Raw genomic sequence first — 17,375 nt, forward strand, 5'->3', positions numbered from 1 at the left:
CATCCTTATCTCTTTTAAATTGGCTCAATCGAAATTCGGGATTTTTAGGACTGCACCTGTATTCGCCGATGTTACCATTTGTGCATAACGCCCAAGCCAGCCAGTTTTCACTTTCGGTTCTGGTCGTTTCCATTCTTTTTTACGCTGATCTAATTCTTCATCACTAACTCTTACTTCTAACAATCTCTCCTCAACATCGATACAAACGATATCCCCTTGTTTAAGAAGTGCAATCGTTCCGCCTGCAGCTGCTTCTGGTGAAATATGCCCTACCGAAATACCACGTGAAGCACCCGAGAAACGTCCATCTGTTAATAGCGCAACATCTGCACCTAATCCCATACCAGCAATCGCTGAGGTTGGTGCTAACATCTCCGGCATACCTGGACCACCTCTTGGTCCTTCATAGCGAATAACAACTACATCGCCTTTCTTAACTTTCCCAAGCATAATGCCCGCAAGCGCCTCATCTTGTGAATTAAAAATAACGCAAGGTCCTTCAAATCGTTTTACTTCGGTCGCTCCGCTTTTAATAACTGCACCATCTTTCGCAAGGTTTCCTTTTAATATACGTAATCCCCCTTCTTCACTATGAGGGTTTTCGAGAGAATGAATCACTTCTTTATCTTTAATCTCTGCATGAGCAATATTTTCTCTTAACGTTTGCCCAGTAGCAGTAATACGGTCTAAATGAAGTACCCCTTCTTTTCGACTCATCTCTTTCAAAATTGCACTAATCCCGCCTGCACGATCAATATCTTCCATATGCCAATTGGAAGCAGGGCTTACTTTACATAAATGAGGTACACGTCTTGAAACGGCATCGATACGGTTCATATCGTAATCTAATCCAGCCTCTTGCGCGAGCGCCAATGTGTGCAACACTGTATTTGTTGAACCGCCCATCGCCATATCAAGCGCGAATGCATCATCAATTGCTTCTTCTGTTACAATGTCGCGTGGTTTAATATCTCTTTCAATTAAAATTTTTAATTTTTCTGCTGCTTGTTTAATTAACTCCTCACGTCTTGGATCAATCGCTAAAATACTCCCGTTACCAGGAAGAGCTAAGCCTAACACTTCACATAAACAGTTCATAGAGTTCGCTGTAAACATACCGGAACAAGAACCACAAGATGGACAGCCATGATCTTCAATATCCTTTAATTCTTCTTCTGAAATTTTACCAGATTGATAAGCTCCTACTCCTTCGAAAACAGAACTTAAATCGACAACGTCTCCTTTTGACGTTTTTCCAGCCGCCATCGGGCCACCTGAAACGAATACAGTTGGAATGTTAATACGAAGTGCAGCCATCATCATACCAGGTGTAATTTTGTCACAGTTTGGAATACAAATCATGCCATCAAACCAATGTGCATTTACAACTGTTTCTACTGAATCTGCAATAATTTCACGACTCGGAAGCGAATAACGCATACCGATATGGCCCATCGCAATACCGTCATCTACTCCAATTGTATTAAATTCAAATGGAACCATACCTGCTGCACGCACTGCTTCTTTAACAAGTTTCCCAAACTCATTTAAGTGCTTATGACCTGGAATAATTTCAATAAAAGAATTACAGATAGCTATAAACGGTTTATCAAAATCTTCATCTTTCAAACCAGTTGCTTTTAATAAACTACGGTGCGGAGCTTTATCAAAACCTTTTTTAATCATGTCACTTCTCATCTTGTCAAATCCCCTCTTACGTATTTTTCACTTACAATCACTTACTCTATTTCTTTACTAATTCTTTCGGTGCATGAATCCAACTCATCATTTCACGAAGCTCTGCCCCTACTTTTTCTAACTGATGATTTTGCTCTGCTTTTTTCATCGCATTATATGTTGGACGCCCAGCTTGGTTTTCTAAAATCCATTTCTTCGCGAATTCACCTTGCTGAATTTCTGTAAGTACTCGTTTCATTTCTTTCTTCGTTTCATCTGTAACAATTCTCGATCCTGTTACATAATCTCCGAACTCAGCTGTATCTGAAATAGAATGGCGCATGTTCGTTAAACCACCTTCGTACATTAAATCAACAATTAACTTTAATTCATGTAAACATTCAAAGTATGCAATTTCAGGACGATATCCACCTTCTGTTAATGTTTCAAAACCAGCTTTCACAAGTGCAGTTACCCCGCCGCAAAGCACTGCTTGCTCTCCGAATAAATCTGTCTCCGTTTCTTCTTGAAATGTCGTTTCAATTACACCTGCACGTGTACAACCTACACCTTTTGCATACGCAAGCGCTACACGTAATGCCGTACCCGTAGCATCTTGATGTACTGCGACTAATGCCGGAACACCATTTCCTTCTTGGAATACACGGCGAACGAGATGACCTGGACTTTTTGGTGCGACCATCGCTACATCTACGTAACTTGGCGGATTAATTTGTCCGAAGTGAATATTAAATCCATGTGAGAAAAGTAACATTTGCCCTTCACAGAGATTCTCTTCTACTTCTGCTTTATACACATGTGCTTGCTGTTCATCTGGCAATAACATTTGTACAACTTGCGCGGTTCGAACCGCTTCTGAAACAGACATTACTTCAAATCCATCTGTTTTTGCTACTTCAAAAGACTTACCATGGCGAACACCAACTACAACTTCCACACCAGAATCACGTAAATTTTGTGCCTGCGCATGACCTTGAGATCCATAACCAATTACCGCAACTGTTTTCCCTTGTAATAACTCTAAATTTGCATCTTTCTCATAATACGTTTTCATATTCCATACACCCCTTATAATTTATTTACTTGCAGTACATCAATTAATTTTTTTAACTGACCAACAAGTAATGTCGCTTCATTTTCAGTACAAACTGCTGTGAGTTTCATTTCAGAAACGCCACTAGTATCTCTTTCGTTTAAATGTAAAGAAGAAATATAATAACCACGCCGAGCAAAAATTCCACTTATACGTAATAAGACGCTTGGCTCGTTATGAATAACGAGTGAAAAAGTATGACTCATTCTTCCCACCTCTTCATAATCATTTCGTTATTCCCTTTGTTTGGCGGAACCATCGGAAATACGTTTTCACCTTCTTCTACACAAAAATCAACTACGACAGGACCTTCATGAGCAATTGCTTCTAACATCACTTGTTTCGCCTCGGTTGAATTCGTCGCTCTTAATCCCTTCACTCCATAAGCTTCTGCCACCTTCACAAAATCTGGCGAGCCGATTTTTGATTCTGATAAACGATTTTCATAAAACATTTCTTGCCATTGCCTTACCATCCCTAAAAATTTGTTATTTATAATAAATACTTTTACTGGAATATTATTTTCAGCAATTGTTTGTAGTTCTTGAATGTTCATTTGAAAAGAGGCATCGCCTGCAATACAAATGACGAGTTCTTCTTCTTTTGCAAGCTGAGCACCAATTGCCGCCGGGAAACCAAACCCCATCGTTCCTAGTCCGCCAGATGTTAGAAAAGTCCGTGGATTTTTCGCTTTATAAAAATGCGCAGCCCACATTTGATGCTGTCCTACTTCTGTCGTAACAATCGCTTCACCATTCGTTACTTCACTTACTAGGCTAATAACATGTTGTGGTTTTAACTCACTTTCTTTTTGATTGTAGGAAAGAGGGTATTCAGCTTTCCATTCCTTGATTTTCGTAAGCCATTCTTTTGTTTGTGTACAAATTTGCATATGTAACAGCTTGTGTAACGCCTTTTTCACATCACCGACAACCGGATATTCCACAGTTACATTTTTATGAAACTCTGAAGAATCTATATCAATATGTACCTTTTTCGAATGCGGAGAAAAGAGTTCTAATTTTCCTGTTACACGATCATCAAAGCGAACACCTAAAGCAAGTAGTAGATCACATTCTGTTACTGCCATGTTTGCGGCATACGTTCCATGCATGCCGAGCATTCCTAAAAATAATAAATCTCCCGGCGGATATGCACCAAGTCCCATTAAAGTGGAAACGACAGGAATACGGTTCTCCCTCGCAAATTTGATGAGTTCATCAGATCCACCCGAATGAATGACACCTCCTCCAATATAAAGAAGTGGGCGTTTAGCTTTTGAAATTTCTTTAGCCACCTCTCTAAGCTTTATACTGTCTGGCATAGGCTCTATTTTATATCCTGGAATTTCAATTACTTCATTGTAAAAACTTGTTACCTTTTCATTTTGAACATCTTTTGGAATATCAATTAATACTGGTCCTGGTCGCCCGCTTTCGGCGATATAAAAAGCTTCTTGTACAATACGTGATAAATGATTCACATCACGAACTTGATAATTATGCTTCGTAACAGGTACTGTAATCCCGACAACATCTGCTTCTTGAAATCCATCTTTTCCGATGAGAGGTGTTGCAACTTGCCCTGTAATGACAACTAAAGGAATCGAATCCATATAAGCATCCGCTAAGCCTGTAACTAAATTTGTCGCCCCTGGGCCAGAGGTAGCAAAGACTATCCCGACCTTTCCAGAAGCTCTCGCATATCCTTCTGCCGCATGAATGGCAGCTTGTTCATGACGAGTTAAAACGTGCTTCAAACCACTTCCGTATAACGCATCATACACTGGCAAAATCGCTCCGCCTGGATAACCGAAAACGGTAGTTACACCTAAATTCTTCAAGCATTGAATAACGTGTCCAGCTCCTGTCACTTCTTCACAATGCAATTTCTCACGTGTTGTATACTGTTGCTCCATTTCAATTAACTCCTCCCCCTACCTACAGTAAGCTTTCCGCTAATCCTGGAACACGTACTCCTCTTTCTCTCGTTAACTTTTTAAATTCCTCTGTCAATTGTTTCGTTACACTTCCTGGCTTCCCATCTCCAATTTCTCTTGAATCAACTTTTACAACTGGAATTAATTCTGCTGCCGTTCCCGTTAAAAATACTTCATCTGCTACATATACGTCATGGCGAGTAAACGGTCTTTCCTCACACCGAATATTAAGTCGCTCACATAGCTCAATCACACTATTTCTCGTAATACCTTCTAGCGCTCCTAAATAAGAAGGAGGTGTTAACACTTTTCCATCTTTCACAACGAAAACATTATCTCCAGATCCTTCACAAACATATCCTTGTTGATTTAACATAAGGGCCTCTAGCACCCCTGCTTGTGCCGCTTCAATTTTTACAAGTACGTTATTTAAGTAGTTCATTGACTTAATGCGTGGATCTAATGCATCTGGCGTATTACGTCTTGATGCAACAGATACAATGCTTAAACCATTATCGTAAAATTCCTGAGGGAATAACTTTAATTGTTCTGCAATGATAATAATGCTCGGTTTCACACAACTTCTCGGATCGAGCCCTAAGTCACCTTTTCCTCTTGAAACAATTAACCGAATGTAAGCATCCGCATACTCATTTTTTTGCAATGTTTGTAAAACTGCTTCTTCCATTTCGTCAACCGTCAGCGGGATTGTAAGTAAAATAGATTTTGCCGATTCATATAATCGCTTTACATGTTCTTTTAAACAAAATACATTTCCACCGTAACTACGAATCCCTTCAAATACACCGTCTCCGTATAAAAAACCGTGATCATATACTGAAACAACTGCTTTTTCTTTTTCTACAAATTCCCCATTCATATAAATGTACTGGTTTCCCATCTCACATCGCTCCTCTTTTTTCTCTCTATTTTTGCAATCTATTTCTATATCGATTGCTGAGATGAGTATTTTTAACAGAATATTCAGTATATAAACCTTAAAAATATACTCGTCTCAACAATCGATTACATTCATACTTGTAGCAATCCATTGCTGAGACGAGGGAATCGTGGTACCACTCAGCTTCCTTACACTTCTCACGAAATATAAGCTCTGCAAGTCCAATTAGACTTTTTGTTTTTCTATCGGAAACAACTCCGCTACTTTTTACTAGTTTTCAAAAGTAGTGCTCCGTGGTGATCTTCAATGATGAAATTGTTACTACCCTCACAGCTTGTAGGCAGCTCTCTGAAACAATTTTTATCATTTACTCTCCGCTTCTACGCATTCTCTTATTTTATTTTTAAAATAAAAACTCTCGCCTCAGCAATCAACTACTACAATTTAGTAGCTTTGATTGCTGAGGCGAGAGTTTCGCGGTACCACTCAGCTTCCTTATACTTCTCGCGAAATATAAGCTTTGTAGGTCCAATTAGACCCCCGTCCTTTTACCGGAGACGATGCCGTCCGCCCTCTACTCAGTTTCCCTTTCGCAAGCGATGCTCCGAGGTGATCTTCAATGATTCGATTGTTACTACTCTCACAGCCTAGGAGTAGCTCTCTGAAACGATCATAACCATCTACTTTCCTCTTCTTTGCATATACAACATATAAAGTTAGAAAATTCTTAATTCACTTTTATTTGTTAAACGTATTATAGGACGTTGTTCTTTTCATTGTCAACATATTTTCAGAAAATATTTTTAATAACGCATATATTTCCGAATCTTTTTTATTGCGCAATAAAACTTTTTGTATAATACTATATAAAACATATACATTTAGGAGGATTACAGCAATGTCCGAAAAAACATACGAACTCGCAACCTTCGCAGGCGGTTGCTTTTGGTGCATGGTAAAGCCATTTGATGAACTTCCTGGTATTCATAAAGTACGTTCTGGCTATGCAGGTGGTCATGTAGAAAACCCAACATATGAACAAGTAAAAGCCGGTACATCTGGTCATTTAGAAGTTGTACAAATCACATTCGACCCTTCTATTTTTCCATATGAAAAATTACTAGATTTATATTGGCCACAAATCGATCCAACTGATGATGGCGGACAATTCTTTGACCGTGGTCCATCTTATCGCACTGCTATTTTTTATCATACTGAAACGCAAAAAGAGCTTGCTGAAAAATCAAAACAAACTCTTGCAAAAAGCGGTATATTTAAAGACCAAATCGTAACTAAAATTCGCCCGGCTGCACCTTTTTATGAGGCTGAAGAATACCATCAACATTTCTATAAAAAGAACCCAGAGAAATATGCTACTGAGCAAAAAGAATCTGGCCGTGAAGACTTTATAAAAGAAAATTGGCAAAAAAAATAATAAAAATGGGGCTGTCCCAAAAGCTCCATGCAGCAGATTTAAGTTTAATTATTTTCTACATATCCTATTCCATAATTACTCCTAAAATGAACACTCCCCCACTTAGCAAAGCTTGAAGTGGGGTTTCTAACGTTTCGACCTAACGGACGATTAACGTCAGGGGAGTTAACACATTAGCGAGCTGTTTCACGCCTAACCCCTCTATCCCATTTGTCCATGCATTTGGGATTACTTTTCGTAAAATGTTAGCCGCAGCATTTACATCTGCATTAATTAAAGTTTTATTTGCTGAACGATATATGCCGCGCTTTATTCGTTTTCCTGAAAAAGTTGTATTTTGGTCATTTTCTCCATACGTTGGAATGAAGTCGTTATCCAGAAAACTTGCTTTCGATGTATATGATTCTTCAGTTACAACAACTTGAATGCCTACAGCATTTGCTTTGTATGTAATCATTTGAATCAGTAAATTATGCGGGATATGACAAAACGATTGTTTATTTCTTTTTCCCATATTCGTTTCTTGTTTCCAACTTTTGTTTTGACCAATAACGATTTTACAAACTTCTTCTTCTTGAGCTAGTTTTACGATGTGGTGACTAACTTTATGGAAGACGTCTTTTATTTTCAAGTAACGTTTTTGATGAAGTTTTTCTATCCTTTTAGAAGTAAAAGGTCCTTCATTCGTTTGTTTTCCATTTCTAAGAATGCTTGTAAAATGACTCTTCATTTTGTTGTAATATTGATTTATGCTTTTGACATGTTTGCCCTTAACAAGGACAGGTTTCATACCTGTGTTTGTTACGATGGTTGCAAGGTTATCAATCCCTAAATCAATACTCATATAACGAGCATTCTCTTCCATAATTTGTTCTTCAGAAGGAACATCAATTACCAATTCCACTACATATTCATTGTATTTTGGAATCACACGAACTTGTTTCAGTGTACCTTCAGTGAAACCTAGTTTCCCAATATTTAATTGTAATTTCGTCTTTGGAAACTTTAAAAATCTACCGTTTTTAATGATGCAATCTTGGTTTGTATACAGAATCTCTTTTTCAGAAGAACGAATATACTTTGGGATCCCAGGCATTCCAGCATATTTATTTGGATTCTTTTTATAGTCTTTTAAACTAGCAAAAAAAGATTTCCAATTTTGGAACAAACCTTTCATGATTGACTGGCTACATTGCGTAGGCAAAGCTCGATAATCATTTTGAATCATAGCCTTAAATAGTGCATCCAGAAAGTTGTAATCTACATAAGGTTTTTCAAAATTAGGTTCTGAAAACAAATTACATGTAATCTCTTTCTGTTCTTCTTTAGGCTTTAATTTCTCTTTTTCCAATTTCTTCTGATAGGCAAGAAGTTGTGTGTCATTCATCTTACCAATATTTTTATGAATATGATCCAGAACTTCTTTTTGCAAAGGCTGCAACTCTTTTTCTTGTGTTAATCCAGTGTACACCTGGCGTATATAAAAGTTTGTAGTGTTGTACATATTCTTAGCGTTATGACAACATTCTTGAAAATAAGAATACATACGATGCCCTTTTTTAATCCAAATTTGAAGAGTTTTATAGTTTGATGGATTTTCCTTTGTCATTTTATTCACCTCCTTGTTAAGGATATTATAGTAAAAACGGAACATACGTTTCTGTTTTTTTCTTAAAAATAAAATATTTCTTTCGATTCACCTCACCACCTTCATTTACGTTTAGAGGTGGGAGTCCTCTCGAAAGGCATGATAGAATAATATTACTAATGATTTATTGTAAATTAACTATTTGCCAGGTAATCGAATGTTACGCCAGCTACTTACGTCGCATTGACCATATGTATTATCACCTACCGCTACCAGCGTGCCGTCTGATTTCAGGCCGACCGTATGTGCACACCCCGCCGCTATCGCTACAATACCGTTCCAATCGCTTACATTACATTGACCATACTCATTCGAACCTACTGCCGCTACAGTACCATCTGATTTCAGAGCAATTGTATGATTACTCCCTGCCGCTACTGCCACAATATCTTTCCAGCTGCTTACATCACATTGACCATGTTTATTATTACCGACAGCCGTCACCGTGCCATCCGATTTCAGACCCACAGTATGAAGATAACCTGCCGCCAACTCCACCATACCACGCCATCCACTTACATTGCATTGGCCATATCGATTATTCCCCACAGTGGTCACTGTGCCGTCCATTTTAAGACCGACTGTATGCCAGTCACCCGCCGTAATCGCCACAATATCTCTCCAGCTACTTATATTACATTCTCCTTCTTTATTTCGCCCCACTGCTATTACTGTGCCATCCGGTTTAAGGCCAATAGTACGACGCCACCCCGCTGCAACCGATACAATATGATGCCAGTCGTTCACATCACATTGATCATGCTTATTCCATCCCACCGCTTCCACAGTATTATCACATTTCAGAGCGATAGTATGAGCATTACCGGTGTTCGTCGCCATATGAACATTGCCGGCTGCGACTGCTTCCATATCATACCAGACGCTTACATTACATTCCCCTTCTTTATTTCGCCCCACTGCTACTACCGTTCCATCTGATTTCAGAGCAACTGTATGACCACGACCTGCCGCTATCGTATCTTTAGGCCACCGTTTCGCTTTTAATATCTCTTCGTAATTCATGTTCTACCTCCTTGCATATAATCAACTGTATCCAAATAGATATTTTTATCAAATTTCATTATAAATGACATGACTTTTTTTATAAATTTACAACTATAAAAGAAGCCCATTATTACTTTTTCAAAAAATAAAAACCTCCAGTTCACATACTAGAGGTTCCTTCTTTATTTCTTCAATCGCTCAATAAAATCGTTCAATTTATCAAGTGATTTCATATTCTGATTACAAGCTACACCATCTTTGCAAATATAGTTTCCCTTTTTAACGAAAGTTCCTGGTACATCACCTTTAATTTCAACTAAAAACATTCCTACTTCTTCATGCCCATGACATAATGAACAAATGCTTTTTTTATTTAAACTTTGAAACGTACCTTGCAGACCAACAAACTTATTTTTATCATTTTTCGCTATAATAAATTTCCTGCTTGACCCTTTATCAATCCAGCTTAAATAAGATAATTCTTTCATATCCAGTTCTTCCATATCAGGAAGTTTTAACTTTTTCGCTTTAGGAAATAATTTTTTTAATGTTTGCGCTGTAACTTCCTGAAACGGAATGACATACGGATTTATTTTCATTAAAAACGATTCTGCATCTTCTCTATTTTGAACTGTTAATACCGTATCAATTAACTCTTTCTGTTCATCCGTTAAATTCTCAAATACATGTATTATCTTTTCAATCGCAAGTGATTTTAACGCTTGAATTACACCTCTATCATTTGCCGTTGCATGCCCATTTGCTAAAATATAAGCTTGTGACTTTATAAAATTATATTGATCACTTCTAATAAAAGCTTCCATCTTTATCACTCCATACAAATTGTTGATCTAGTTTTATTGTATACAAAGATTCAGCTTTTTGATATGTAAAAGATAACTTAGAAACGAATATTACATACTTCGATTATGTTCTACCTCTTCATTTCCTGACAAAAGAAACCATCGTCTGTTTTCCATTCTGCATATAATACATCCTCAAATTTAGTAATCCCTTTTTGCTTTATTTGTTTATACAGCCATCCTTCATCAAAGCCAGCTTCTCTCAAATTATCTTTCACTACTTTTCCATCACTAATTAATGAAATCGGTAAGTATACAGGCTTATGTTTTAAACTTAAATCATTTATAGTGGGTGATTCGTATTTACTTTTCTTCAGAACGCTTATGTTTCCATTAGGTTCCAAAATCATATATTCAACTTCTCTGATTGAAAATATGTCTTTTTGCTGCCTAAGCATTTGTTGTAGTTGATTAATATCCAAATGATTTGAACTTAGTTGTTCCCTATCAATATATCCATTACGAATAATGATTGAAGGGGAGCCTTCAAAAAAACTTCTCGTCCCTCTAAATTTTTGTGTTATCACTTCTATTGAATAGATTAACACTACCCATACAAGTACTGCATATAAAATAGACCATATTTTTATTTCCGGATCATATATAGTATTTCCAACTAATTCTCCAAGAACAATGGCAGAAATAAAATCAAATGGCGTTAACTGAGATATTTGTGTCTTCCCTAATATTTTAGTAGCAATCAATAGCACAAAAAAACCAAAAAATAGTTCTATCGTTATTTGTCCTAAATGATTCATATATGCTCACCTTTCTGCTTTTCACTCAAATGCTCTATATCCTAGTAAAAAAACGGCACATTTTTTCTATTATCTTGTCCATTCATACACAATATATCCGATACATACAAAGATAAAAGAGTCTAGTTCAAAATAATATTTGAACTAGACTCTTTTATCTTCATTTAGAATACACTATCTTTTTAATCGTTTCTCCGGAAAGAAAATACTCCTCTGCAAGTTGATGAACAGAAACCCCACTTTTAAACGCTTCTTTAATCGCTTTATTTCTTTCATCTAATTGTTTTCTTCCTCCAGATCGTGTACCCCATTTATAACGTTTTGTTTCTTGTTTTGGAATGTAAATTGTTTCACCTTGTATATACTTTTGAATTTCAGTAATTAAACTTTCTGGTAAAACCGTCGCAGCTTTAACGTATTTCATTTCTGCTCGCCCCTTATTTTTTATGGTTCATTTCAATAAGGTGCAAAGCCAAATATAAAAAATGATACGAGCTCATTTAGGCGATTGTATATTACTTATCTACCTCACGCAAAGTATCGCCATTTCCATACTTGGCTTTGCATGAGACGTTGCAGTGTCTGGCAATTGAATTATAATCGCCATATAAACACCTCCTAATATACCTTTTTCATTTTATTATATGATAAATTCCTTCCCCTTGCATCCACATCCTTTTTGAAGGTATTTTAGACTCATTATCTAAGAAGGGCTATCAGTTCGTAACGGTAAACGAACTGCAAAAAAGAGCAAAATAAAAAGGTAGCGTATCATAGAGCGATACGCTACCTTTCTTTTTAAATAATCCCAAGTACATTTAAGAATACGATAATAATCGCGATTGGTGCAATAAAGCGAAGTAAGAATAACCATAACACGAACAGTTTATAGCCTTTATTTTTACTTACACCCAGCTCTTTCATTAATACATCTTTCTTCATTTTTAAAGGAACAAAGATAGAAACTAATAAAACACCAAGTGGCATTAGTACGTTACTAACTGCATAGTCTGCTAAATCAAAGACTGTCTTTCCGAAAATCTTCAGATCACTTAATATACCAAATGATAATGCTGATGGTACTCCAACAACGAAGATTAATAATCCAACGATTAATGCCATTTTTTCACGTTTCCCTTTACCTTTTGCAGTTAAAGATGCAACGCTAATTTCTAACATCGAAATTGCTGATGTAATAGTCGCAAAGAAGAATAGTAATAAGAAAACGATGAAGAATAATTTCCCGAATGCCATTTTACTGAAAATAGCTGGCAGTACGATAAATAATAGTCCCGGTCCTTGTGACGGTTCCATTCCAAATGCGAACACAACTGGGAAAATTGCAAGTCCTGCAAGTAATGTAATAACTAATGTTAAAGCAACGATAGAAAATGCTGAACGCGGTAAACTTTCTTCTTTCGGTAAGTAAGAGCTATACGTTACCATAACGGCTACACCGACAGATAACGAGAAGAATGATTGCCCCATTGCATATAAAATGATTTCTGATGTTACGTTTGAGAAGTCAGGTTGTAAGAAGAAACGAACGCCTTCTCCAGCACCATCTAACGTAAGTGCACGAACGATTAATACAAAGAATAAAACGAATAGTGCTGGCATGAAATATTTATTTACTTTTTCAACACCATTTTGTACACCTTTACTTACGATGAAAATAGTAATAAGGATGAATAATAGCTGTGATCCTACCGCTAAATACGGATTGGAAATGATTTCACCAAACGTAGCTTCGTATGCTCCATTTCCTTCCCATAGTCTACCTGTAATTGCATTCCATAAGTATAATATAATCCAGCCTCCTACAACACTGTAGAAAGAAAGTAGTATGAAACAAGTTACAATCCCCAATTTCCCTAACCACGGCCATAATGTTTTTGGTGCGATTTCTCTATAAGCATCAACGGCCTCTTTTTGTGTACTTCTGCCGATAACAAATTCAGCTAATAATAGCGGTAAACCAATTAATAATGTGAAACCGATGAAAATAAGGAAGAACGCGCCGCCCCCTCCAATTCCGGCCATATACGGGAACTTCCAAATCGCCCCTAGACCAATCGCTGAACCTGCTGCAGCTAATACGAAACCTAATTTCGATGTCCATTGCTGTGAATTCATTTATTAATCTCCTCTCTATCTCTTTTTCTTTGTTACAATTCCGTATTTATATTGTTCTATCCATACTCTTTTCTAATACGTTCACTTCCTCCCTAATAATAAAAAAACGCCCCTACGCAAATACGTAGGGACGACAAAAATATCGCGGTACCACCCTAGTTATGAAGATACAACAAAAGTAAGACCTAAATAAAAAACGCCCCTACGCAAATACGTAGGGACGATAAATTATCGCGGTACCACCCTAGTTATGAAGCCACAACAAAGTAAGACCTAAATAAAAAACGTCCCTACGTAAATACGTAGGGACGATAAATATCGCGGTACCACCCTAGTTGTGAAACAATCTTCACCACTTTATTTGATAACGGTATAAACTACCGTCTTTCATTTCCTCATAATGTGAGATTTATGAAAGATGCTCCAGGACGAACTTCATGAATAATCTATATACTGATTCACACCAACCATCAGCTCTCTGAAATAGGGAGATATTCACTACTATACCCTTTCATTGCCCAAATATTATTTTCCGAATTGATTACTATCATTTTTATCACACATTAAAAATAGTGTCAACTTATATTTTGAATTTTTATGTATTACATTCTATTTAAAAATTCAAAATATGACTTTTGTATGAATAGTATTAGAACATTTATGGTTTATACTGTATTAACTTCTCTAGCAGGTTTATAGTAGTATACGATGAATGCAAGGCAGCACGAGTAGGAGGAAAGCATTTTGTCTACTTCAAAAGTTTTAAAAGGTACTGCTTTATTAAGTGGTGCAACAATGATTTCACGTATATTAGGTTTTATATACTTCTTCCCTTTTCAATTATTAGTCGGAACACAAGGGGTCGCTTTATATGGATATGCATATTCTTGGTACGGTATTTTATTAAGCTTCTCAACTGCCGGTATTCCTATTGCCGTTTCCAAATTTGTTGCAAAGCATAATGCGCTCGGTGATTATAGTACAAGTAAAAAATTATACAACTCTAGCGTAAAATTAATGTTGTTTATGGGCTTTTTAGGGTTTTTAACTTTATTTATTGGAGCACCGTACATATCACAATTTATTATTCGCTCGAAAACGCCAGATCCACAATTTATCGCCGATGTAACACTTACGATGCGAGCATTAAGTTTCGCACTTATTATCGTACCAGCTATGAGTGTTACACGTGGTTATTTCCAAGGTTTTCAACATATGAAACCAAGTGCCGTGTCTCAAGTCGTAGAACAAATTGCGCGCGTGGTTTTCATTTTAGTTGGCAGTTTTATCGTCTCAAAACTATTAGGGGGTTCCGTAGCTTCTTCTGTTGCAGTTGCTACGTTTGGCGCTGTTATCGGAGCGCTTGCTAGCGTTTCGATTTTAATGGTGTACTGGAAAAAATATAATAGATTAAAGCCTCCCGAAGGAGAACTAAAATCTAGGGCTTCGAATATCCCATTAAAAAATATTTATATGGAATTACTTCGATATGCAATCCCAATTGTATTTGTCGGCATTGCAATTCCGCTCTATACGTTAGTAGATCAATATACTGTTGCTGATGTCCTTAGAGCGATGGGAGAGCCGTTAGAAACAGCGAATGCCGTGTTCGCTTATATAACGAACTATGCACAAAAGTTGATTATGATTCCCGCTTCACTTGCAACTGGATTCTCGTTAACGATCATTCCGGCTATAACGAAATCTTATACAAGCGGGAAACTAGAAGAATTACAAGAGCAAATTGCAAAGATATTTCAAGTCTTGTTATTCTTCACTATCCCAGCTGCATTCGGTCTTGCTAGCATCGCTTACGATGCATTCCGTATGGTTTATGTAAATCCTGAAATTGCACTTGGTGGATCACAATATTTAATTTCATTTGCACCTTCAGCTATATTAAGTGCGATTTTCACAGTTTCAGCAGCTATTTTACAAGGAATCGATTATCAAAGAAAAACGATGATTGCTTTCTCAGTCGGTATTCTCGTTAAAGTTTTAGTAAATACACCGCTCTTACATTTATTTGGTGGACACGGTGCTGTAATTGGAACAATTCTTGGATACCTCGTTTCCAATGTTATTATGTTGTACTGCATCATTAAGTTTGCGAAATTTAAAATTGGCGAAACAGCAAAAACAGTACTCCTTATTACGATTTACTCCGCAGCAATGTCTGCTGTTGTAATTGCATTAAAAGCAATTTTAAAATGGATTATTCCTGGACAATCTTATATCGAATCACTGCTTATTGTATGTATTTGTGGCGTCGCAGGAGGACTTGTTTACCTTTTATTCGTATTAACAAGCGGACTTGCTTCACATATTCTCGGTGATAGGATTCAGCGATTACCCGTACTAGGTAAATTAGTCAAATAAAAAGAAGGGATGTAACGCATTGTTACATCCCTTCTTTTCTATTTTGCATATTGAATATGTTTTTGTTGTTCCGCAATATGTAATTCTGGAGCATGTTGTTCTACTAAATGTAATAGCTCTTCGATTAACACTTCTAACTCCTGTACACTATACTCCGGTTTCCCTATTAACGTATTCGCCATTCGCTCATATAAATTTTCAGGCTTCACACTCATTCGTTCCACATTATTCGGCATCCATTTAAACGCCGGGTGATGCACATACATTCGGTTTAAACCAAATAAAACCCCAAATATATTTCTTTGTACTTCACAAATAACATCATATAACATAAGCCAGTCTTTTCGTTTTAAAAGTGCCTCTCGATTATGCCAGCGATTGCTTAGCCAAAGGTTTTCTGAAATCATCTGTGCCGCAAGCTCTTCTGGATATGAGACCACCCTATCTTTTAATTCATTCACTTTCTCTTCTCCATACAAACTAACACCGTCATGAACGGATGATACGATACATTGTTTTTCATAGCTTATATCATATTGATCCACCACATCCGAAATAACTTTCTCTACTGTTTCTGTTAAAAAGTTACTAATCTCTAATTTAATTCCCTCTTTTGTCAAATATGTTTCCGACCATTCTTCTTCCTCGTAAGGATGATATGACAAAATCGCTCCACCAATATGATGAATAGGCCCTTTACGATCCTCATCCTCTGGTGGTACTGACCATAAAATATGTAATTCTATATCTGAATGTTTATCTTCTAACTTTCTAGCCACTGAACCTGCTAAAATAATAGCTTCGATCTTCGGATTTCTCCTATAAATCTCCGACATTTCTATTGCTTTCTCTTTTAATCCCACTTCATTTCCCCCTAAAATTGCAGTACATCGTTACTTTTTCATTTATCTATTTCGATATAACCTTTTCAAATTCCTACTAAATCATATTTCTATCCAATAACGCTGAACAATTTCACCTGTATGAGAAGAAACCACTTCATCTTCTAACACACCGCCAACCTTGTGAATCGTTTTTGCCGATGCAATATTAACTTTATCGCAAGTTATTAACACTTTCTGCACCCCTAACTTTTGCGCTTCATATAATGCGAGCTTCAATTGTTTTGTCGCGTAACCTTGGCGACGTTTATTCGGATGAACACTATATCCAATATGACCGCTTTCTCGCAATAATTCTTGGTTTAATCGATGTCTAATATTCACAAAACCTATAAGTTCCCCGTTTTCAAAACTTAAAAATTGGCTAGACGGTACTCGATTACCTTGTAAGTTTTCTCCCACTTCTTGTTTACTCACTTTTTCAAACCATTCATCAAGTGCATCAAAATTTTGTAAAGAACTACTGCCATGTGGTTGTTCATCCGCATGTAAAAATGCCTCTCGATACTCCATAATTTGTTCGCTAAATTCATTTGTCGGTTTTAATAGTTTCATTGTGTTTCTCCCCTCTTAATAACCTATAACAAACCCCTTAATAGCGCTATTTCACCATTAAGG

15 protein-coding genes, 1 pseudogene and 2 other annotated features are annotated in these 17,375 nt (G+C 36.8%); of the genes and pseudogenes, 3 read left to right on the forward strand and 13 right to left on the reverse strand.

Annotation, left to right across the window (positions count from 1 at the left end; genetic code table 11):
- Window positions 1-24: 24 nt before the first annotated feature.
- The 5 genes from ilvD to ilvE are packed head-to-tail and all read right to left on the reverse strand — an operon-like array spanning window position 25 to window position 5,631.
- Window positions 25-1,698 carry a dihydroxy-acid dehydratase gene (ilvD, locus tag KVT31_RS07255; RefSeq protein WP_088095981.1) on the reverse strand — a complete coding sequence of 558 codons (1,674 nt, stop codon included), beginning with the start codon at window positions 1,696-1,698 and terminating at the stop codon, window positions 25-27.
- A gap of 46 nt (window positions 1,699-1,744) precedes the next feature.
- Complete coding sequence (gene ilvC / locus KVT31_RS07260) at window positions 1,745-2,752, reverse strand: ketol-acid reductoisomerase (RefSeq protein ID WP_088095980.1); 1,008 nt, start codon at window positions 2,750-2,752, stop codon at window positions 1,745-1,747.
- A 14-nt stretch (window positions 2,753-2,766) separates the two neighbouring features.
- Complete coding sequence (locus KVT31_RS07265) at window positions 2,767-2,997, reverse strand: ACT domain-containing protein (protein WP_000019914.1); 231 nt, start codon at window positions 2,995-2,997, stop codon at window positions 2,767-2,769.
- Window positions 2,994-4,709, reverse strand: a complete 1,716-nt coding sequence (gene ilvB / locus KVT31_RS07270) for an acetolactate synthase large subunit (RefSeq protein ID WP_088095979.1) — start codon at window positions 4,707-4,709, stop codon at window positions 2,994-2,996. Before ilvB ends, KVT31_RS07265 begins: the two co-directional genes overlap by 4 nt.
- A 22-nt stretch (window positions 4,710-4,731) precedes the next feature.
- The gene (ilvE, locus tag KVT31_RS07275; RefSeq protein ID WP_088095978.1) at window positions 4,732-5,631 is read right to left on the reverse strand and encodes a branched-chain-amino-acid transaminase; all 900 of its coding nucleotides are present in this window, start codon (window positions 5,629-5,631) and stop codon (window positions 4,732-4,734) included.
- A gap of 151 nt (window positions 5,632-5,782) precedes the next feature.
- Window positions 5,783-6,023, reverse strand: a binding site (T-box leader).
- A 506-nt stretch (window positions 6,024-6,529) separates the two neighbouring features.
- Between ilvE and msrA the strand changes: the two genes are divergently transcribed.
- Complete coding sequence (gene msrA, locus KVT31_RS07280; protein WP_088095977.1) at window positions 6,530-7,066, forward strand: peptide-methionine (S)-S-oxide reductase MsrA; 537 nt, start codon at window positions 6,530-6,532, stop codon at window positions 7,064-7,066.
- Window positions 7,067-7,205: 139 nt separating this feature from the next.
- On the opposite strand, the gene KVT31_RS07285 is transcribed toward msrA, so the two are convergent.
- From KVT31_RS07285 to KVT31_RS07305, 5 genes are all read right to left on the reverse strand, one after another.
- Complete coding sequence (locus tag KVT31_RS07285) at window positions 7,206-8,675, reverse strand: RNA-guided endonuclease InsQ/TnpB family protein (RefSeq protein WP_088095976.1); 1,470 nt, start codon at window positions 8,673-8,675, stop codon at window positions 7,206-7,208.
- A gap of 177 nt (window positions 8,676-8,852) precedes the next feature.
- Window positions 8,853-9,737, reverse strand: a complete 885-nt coding sequence (locus KVT31_RS07290) for an RCC1 domain-containing protein (protein WP_088095975.1) — start codon at window positions 9,735-9,737, stop codon at window positions 8,853-8,855.
- Window positions 9,738-9,901: 164 nt separating this feature from the next.
- The gene (locus KVT31_RS07295; RefSeq protein ID WP_000387067.1) at window positions 9,902-10,543 is read right to left on the reverse strand and encodes a FusB/FusC family EF-G-binding protein; all 642 of its coding nucleotides are present in this window, start codon (window positions 10,541-10,543) and stop codon (window positions 9,902-9,904) included.
- Window positions 10,544-10,653: 110 nt separating this feature from the next.
- A complete protein-coding gene (locus KVT31_RS07300) occupies window positions 10,654-11,340 on the reverse strand; it encodes a DUF421 domain-containing protein (protein ID WP_088095974.1) in 687 nt (228 codons plus the stop codon).
- A 160-nt stretch (window positions 11,341-11,500) separates the two neighbouring features.
- The gene (locus KVT31_RS07305; RefSeq protein WP_088095973.1) at window positions 11,501-11,764 is read right to left on the reverse strand and encodes a CD3324 family protein; all 264 of its coding nucleotides are present in this window, start codon (window positions 11,762-11,764) and stop codon (window positions 11,501-11,503) included.
- 257 nt (window positions 11,765-12,021) lie between these two features.
- Here KVT31_RS07305 and KVT31_RS07310 point away from each other — a divergent pair.
- Window positions 12,022-12,099, forward strand: a pseudogene (locus KVT31_RS07310) (polysaccharide deacetylase family protein); the annotation flags it as partial.
- Between the two features lie 39 nt (window positions 12,100-12,138).
- Here KVT31_RS07310 and KVT31_RS07315 read toward each other — a convergent pair.
- Window positions 12,139-13,476 (reverse strand): sodium-dependent transporter, encoded by a 1,338-nt coding sequence (locus tag KVT31_RS07315; RefSeq protein ID WP_088095972.1) that lies wholly within the window; start codon window positions 13,474-13,476, stop codon window positions 12,139-12,141.
- Window positions 13,477-13,777: 301 nt separating this feature from the next.
- Window positions 13,778-14,000, reverse strand: a binding site (T-box leader).
- Window positions 14,001-14,220: 220 nt separating this feature from the next.
- Here KVT31_RS07315 and KVT31_RS07320 point away from each other — a divergent pair.
- On the forward strand, window positions 14,221-15,855 hold the full coding sequence (locus KVT31_RS07320) for a putative polysaccharide biosynthesis protein (protein ID WP_088095971.1): 1,635 nt from the start codon (window positions 14,221-14,223) through the stop codon (window positions 15,853-15,855).
- Between the two features lie 38 nt (window positions 15,856-15,893).
- Here the strand turns inward: KVT31_RS07320 and KVT31_RS07325 are convergent, their stop codons facing one another.
- Entirely contained in the window at window positions 15,894-16,718 is an 825-nt protein-coding gene (locus tag KVT31_RS07325) for a DUF4037 domain-containing protein (protein WP_088095970.1), read from the reverse strand.
- Between the two features lie 81 nt (window positions 16,719-16,799).
- The gene (locus KVT31_RS07330) at window positions 16,800-17,312 is read right to left on the reverse strand and encodes a GNAT family N-acetyltransferase (RefSeq protein WP_088095969.1); all 513 of its coding nucleotides are present in this window, start codon (window positions 17,310-17,312) and stop codon (window positions 16,800-16,802) included.
- Window positions 17,313-17,375 lie beyond the last annotated feature (63 nt).

The organism is Bacillus sp. GbtcB14, assembly GCF_019091205.1.
Taxonomy (GTDB): Bacteria; Bacillota; Bacilli; order Bacillales; family Bacillaceae_G; genus Bacillus_A; species Bacillus_A cereus_AG.

Coding starts and splice junctions, on each gene's coding strand:
- ilvD (WP_088095981.1), bottom strand. CDS start 1,698: ATGAGAAGTGACATGATTAAAAAAGGTTTTGATAAAGCTCCGCACCGT.
- ilvC (WP_088095980.1), bottom strand. CDS start 2,752: ATGAAAACGTATTATGAGAAAGATGCAAATTTAGAGTTATTACAAGGG.
- KVT31_RS07265 (WP_000019914.1), bottom strand. CDS start 2,997: ATGAGTCATACTTTTTCACTCGTTATTCATAACGAGCCAAGCGTCTTA.
- ilvB (WP_088095979.1), bottom strand. CDS start 4,709: ATGGAGCAACAGTATACAACACGTGAGAAATTGCATTGTGAAGAAGTG.
- ilvE (WP_088095978.1), bottom strand. CDS start 5,631: ATGGGAAACCAGTACATTTATATGAATGGGGAATTTGTAGAAAAAGAA.
- msrA (WP_088095977.1), top strand. CDS start 6,530: ATGTCCGAAAAAACATACGAACTCGCAACCTTCGCAGGCGGTTGCTTT.
- KVT31_RS07285 (WP_088095976.1), bottom strand. CDS start 8,675: ATGACAAAGGAAAATCCATCAAACTATAAAACTCTTCAAATTTGGATT.
- KVT31_RS07290 (WP_088095975.1), bottom strand. CDS start 9,737: ATGAATTACGAAGAGATATTAAAAGCGAAACGGTGGCCTAAAGATACG.
- KVT31_RS07295 (WP_000387067.1), bottom strand. CDS start 10,543: ATGGAAGCTTTTATTAGAAGTGATCAATATAATTTTATAAAGTCACAA.
- KVT31_RS07300 (WP_088095974.1), bottom strand. CDS start 11,340: ATGAATCATTTAGGACAAATAACGATAGAACTATTTTTTGGTTTTTTT.
- KVT31_RS07305 (WP_088095973.1), bottom strand. CDS start 11,764: ATGAAATACGTTAAAGCTGCGACGGTTTTACCAGAAAGTTTAATTACT.
- KVT31_RS07315 (WP_088095972.1), bottom strand. CDS start 13,476: ATGAATTCACAGCAATGGACATCGAAATTAGGTTTCGTATTAGCTGCA.
- KVT31_RS07330 (WP_088095969.1), bottom strand. CDS start 17,312: ATGAAACTATTAAAACCGACAAATGAATTTAGCGAACAAATTATGGAG.